Source organism: Dietzia papillomatosis NBRC 105045, from assembly GCF_001570845.1.
Lineage (GTDB): Bacteria > Actinomycetota > Actinomycetes > Mycobacteriales > Mycobacteriaceae > Dietzia > Dietzia cinnamea.
On record NZ_BCSL01000083.1, the window covers coordinates 1 to 4,409 of the forward strand.

4 protein-coding genes are annotated in these 4,409 nt (G+C 61.5%); all 4 read right to left on the minus strand.

Translation table 11 applies throughout. From position 1 onward, the window contains the following. Positions 1-898: 898 nt before the first annotated feature. The 4 genes from DPA01S_RS16895 to DPA01S_RS15795 all read right to left on the minus strand — a co-directional run bounded on the left by DPA01S_RS16895 (position 899) and on the right by DPA01S_RS15795 (position 4,281). Positions 899-1,390: a hypothetical protein gene (locus tag DPA01S_RS16895; protein ID WP_153038761.1), complete on the minus strand. Its 492-nt coding sequence runs from the start codon at positions 1,388-1,390 to the stop codon at positions 899-901. 55 nt (positions 1,391-1,445) lie between these two features. Beyond that, positions 1,446-2,369 carry a hypothetical protein gene (locus DPA01S_RS15785; RefSeq protein WP_153038760.1) on the minus strand — a complete coding sequence of 308 codons (924 nt, stop codon included), beginning with the start codon at positions 2,367-2,369 and terminating at the stop codon, positions 1,446-1,448. A gap of 659 nt (positions 2,370-3,028) precedes the next feature. After that, positions 3,029-3,361: a histone-like nucleoid-structuring protein Lsr2 gene (locus DPA01S_RS15790; protein ID WP_061917851.1), complete on the minus strand. Its 333-nt coding sequence runs from the start codon at positions 3,359-3,361 to the stop codon at positions 3,029-3,031. Between the two features lie 332 nt (positions 3,362-3,693). Beyond that, positions 3,694-4,281 carry a DUF3800 domain-containing protein gene (locus tag DPA01S_RS15795; RefSeq protein WP_061917854.1) on the minus strand — a complete coding sequence of 196 codons (588 nt, stop codon included), beginning with the start codon at positions 4,279-4,281 and terminating at the stop codon, positions 3,694-3,696. Positions 4,282-4,409: the final 128 nt, after the last annotated feature.

Below are 4,409 nucleotides of genomic sequence, written 5' to 3' on the forward strand. Positions count from 1 at the left end.
CACGATGGTCTGTCTGAAATTGTGGTGGTGGCTGGGGCCTGCTTAAGCGGCGGCGGTCGAGGAGGGTGATCCGAACGTGGCTGGCATCGCTTGACGACTGAGCTCCGGTTGACCGCATGATCTCCACCATCCTCAGCCAGCTCAGCACCGGATCGAGTCTGTACGAGTCCGGTTCGGCAGTCGCGGACACGGGTTACGACGTGGCCAGCTCTCTTTTCGGGGGTGCCGCACGCTTGTCGAGATCGGCAGCGGGGTGGTGGGGCGCCGGATCCGCTCGTGACCGCATATCTCAATCCCAGCTGGCCAGTGTCGAACCTCGCGGAGGGGACATGCACCGGGGGTGGGCCAGCGCCCAACCTTCGACCCTGATCCACCGGTCTTGCACCCTGGGGACCCCGCCATCGTCCCGGGCAAATCGGTGCCGCCCCTGCCGGGGAATCAAGACAGTTCTGCGAGGCGCTGCGGGCCTACAACCGCAGCTTTCAGGGCTAACATGAGGCTTTCTCTTCTTCCGGCGACACCATCTCGGGCGCGCGGCCCGAGGCGGCCAAGGACAGGAGACCAGATTGGCGCAGCGATACTGGACCGTGAACGGTCTCGGGGACCATTCCGAGGTCTATTCCGAATCGCAACACACCTGGGTGAAGGCCAGCAAGCAAGTCGTCAGACCAGACGGCCTCGTCGAAGCGACCGGCCTCACCGAAGGTGGCGAGCGCGTCACGCTACGAATGAGGCTAGGGGAAACCTGGCTGGTCTGCTGAAGGCCACTTACCAGGGCGCGCACCCAACCCGATTGCGCATCCGACGACTCGGCCGGAGAGCGCTCTCAGACCCCAGCTTGTCATAGTATTTGGTTACCGGCCGGAATGGCGCCGGCCTGGGGGACCGTCTTCAAGCTTCAAGAGCTGGCGGCGGGCATGCCTTCCTTGAAAGGGACGGCGTTGCTGATCGCCCAACGCATGAGTTCTGTCACTGGCAGGTGTTCATGTTGGCTGCCTCTGGAATCGGCGATGAGGCCCGCGTTTGCTCGTGTCTCATCGCCGGTATCGTCTACTGCCAGGATTCCGCATCCTGGCAAAACGGAGAGCTTCGTGCCGGCACGAGAGCTGACTACTGCCAGAACGTAGGTGTGCTGCGTCGACACCGGTGACTTCAGCGGGTCGGACCTGTCTTGGAGTAGCGCTGGTGGGAACGTCACTTGGAGCGAGTCATCAGCTCGGCCCTTGAGATGTTCAATAATTCGAACAGTAGCTCTGTACTCGGGGTGCGATACGGTGATGATCTCGTTGGAGTCTTCGGCCTTGATTCCCGCACGAAGACTTTCGCTTACCTCGCGGCGGATCGCGACTACTTTCGCAACGAAGACGAAGTCAGCAGCCCCGGCGATCATCCGCGGATCTCCGACGTCCCAGGCCCAGCACACTGGTCCAACGCCGGTAGCTATTCTATGGCGTCTTTTCATTGCACTCCTTAGCCGCTGACGATGCCGCCTCGCTCAGTCCTACGGAATGGGGGGCGAGGTACGCGGCAAGCATCGAGTCCCACTCCTCTTTGGAGATTGCGAGGTAGGCTGCTCCGCAGGTCAGGTGTGTGCCTTCTAAAACGGTGTCGGCCTCGTGTTGCAGGGCTAGTCCTTCGGCCATCCAGCCGAGACGGTCGAAGCCGGGTTGCCACCTAGGTGGTTCGCCCCGCTCCATTGGAAGACCGACGAAGTTCTCGGTGTACTGGAGTTGCCAAGCGTCCAGCTTGTCCCAGATATCTCCGGCTGAGTCCACCACATGGCCACCGTAACGCTCCACGTTGGCTTTGATTGCAGCCGACAATGTCGACAGTTCGGGCGGCATCTGGCCACTGCCGAATGGTTGAAACGGCATGGCCTTCCGGTCGATCACGTCCGTCCTACCATCGAGCTTGCGATACCCTGACCGGTCGGGGACTTCGGCGTCGACCCGATCAATGACAGCCTGGGGAACCGAGTCGAAGAAGGTCGCTTCCACGTAGTAGTAGGGAAGCTCGTTTCTGATGAGATCGGCCAGCCTGAGTCCTTCGAGAGCGGTGTCGACGAACGTTGAATCACCGACTGCCGGTAGACCGCAGCAATTGGTATGCGCACACCGTGTGAACTCTCGCACCCAAGTACGGATCCTCTCGCCGAGGTCGTTGGTGAGGAATAGTGACTCCGAAGTGGGCCACGCTTCCCACGCGTACGGGTCGTCGCCCACCCAGTTGGCGAACGGGCTGTTGCCTCCGAAGAAGGCGTACTCCAGGGTTGTTTCTGATGAGAGCTGGAGCCATGGTGCGGCTCCCGAGAGAATCGATTCGACGATGAAGTTCGCGTCGGCGGCGCGACCAGTGATGCCGTAGTTCATGTACGTACCCCACGCACTCGGGGAACCGATGGACGAAGCCATCGGGCGCGGGGCTACCTTGCCCGGGACAGTACTCGGCCCGCCGGCAGGAGCGCTACTAATGCCAAACACGGCCCGTAGCTCTGTCGCAGTGGAGGCACCGGCTGGCAACCACTCCGCGAGAAGGGCTACTGATCAGATGCCGGGTTCTGAGGTGTCGAGTTTCCAGAGCGGGCTGGGTTATGGGGCACAGATGCGGCCAGTTCACCTGCGCCAGCCCTGGAAGAAGACCCGGCTGCGCATTCCGCACGATCGTTTAGCGACTCGCGGTATGTGCGAAAGTGTCGCGAACAACCTGAATTTCGACAAAGGGCCGCAGGTAGCAGCAGTATCCGCCGTTCCGTCATCGACCTGCGTTCAACGTTCGGCAGTTGGCGAAGCAACGACTCGATGCCCGCCCACGCGCAGGTCACGTGCGGTCCGAAGTCGGACGACGTGTGGGCAACTCGGGGAGTGGTCGAGTTCGCGCGATCGACAACTCAACACCGTTAACTTTACATAAGGTAAGTTATCGGCGCTGTAAATCAGCTGGTAGAGCTGGGTATTGGTAATCGATCAGGCCGCTCGTGGGCCGCGCTGGCAGACCGTCTTGGCCGCCCCAGTGGCGGCGCCTCGCCTGATCAGTTTGCGGCGGTGTACGCCTGCATCACCTCGGCGGGAATGCGCCCGCGGTCGGAGACCTCATGCCCGTTGGAGCGAGCCCATTCGCGAACCCGCTTGGTCTCATCGGCTGAAGTGGTGGATCTGCGGGAGGTCTTGGTCTTACTCCCGGTGGCTCGGCGGCCGCCATTGATGTACGGCTTCATTGCCTCGCGGAAAGTATCAGCGTTAGCCTCGCTGAGGTCTATGGAATAGTCCTTGCCCTCGAACGAAAAAGTGATGGTGTTTGCTTTGTTGCCAAGGTCGGTGCCGTCGAGGTCGTCGATGAATCTCACGTGCAAGTGTTGTGCCATTGATTCTCCCTGATGAGGTCGTTTCTACTACGGCGCCAGTATGCACCACATGTAGTGACCGGGCATCGTCTAGTTATTTTGCATTCGTGAGTCTTGTGGGAAAGAAGTGTGCCCCTCATCGGAGTGGTGTCCTTGGTGGTCACACACGGCATGGCTTTCCGGGCAGACCCAGGCCCGGAGTGCACTTCGGCGGGGCTCCTCGCTGTATTGCATTCGGGGCGTGGCCGGGTATCGTGGGGTATGAGCGCGACACCGTGGGTGTTGGGCGAGTCGCAAGGCCAGGTGCACCTGGGGCAGACCGGGACCCTGGCCTTACGCATGTCAGGAGTTCGTCAGCTGCCGGTGGCTAGTTCCACTTCGTAGAGGCACCGTTCCAGTTTTTTGCGGTAGGTCCCGTTTCCTTGATGGTGGGCGCGGACGGCGCCGGCCACGATGTCGGCGGACCACAGGAGAGGCTCTTGATCGCCCGGCACGTGGGTGACGTGGAAGCGCGTTCCCACCGGGAGCGAGAACCTGGCTCCTTGGACCGTCTTGATGTCGCGCTCGTTGAGTTGGACCGTTCGAGATTCAATCACGAGGTCCGTGACGGAGTAGCTGTGCAGCTCGGTAACCAGGCGGGTCAGGCACATAGCTCGCGCGCGTTCTTGGCGTCTGCGTGGCACCGGCGTGCCCACGGTGACGATATGGAAGCCGTCTAGCGCGGCGACGGTCTGTGCGGCAGTGGTTTGCTGGCGAGCGTCCATCTCATTCCAGTGCAACTTCGAAGACCGGCGTTTCCCTCGGAGCCCTTGCATGCAGGCGCGCACCGCCTCATGGGTAGCTTCGTCAAACACCGCAGCTGCAAGGACATAGAATCCGCCGTGGTCAGCCTCGTGGAATGACTCATCCGCAAAGGCCACCCGCGCAGCGTCGTTGAACATCGCGGTCAGCCTATAAGGCGTCGCCGACACCCCACACTCGCGCTCATCCCCTGCGCTACGTGCTTATGCGACTGCGGGGCGAGCGCCGACCCCTTCTTCGAGACACGCTCGAAGGGATCGCGTTAGAC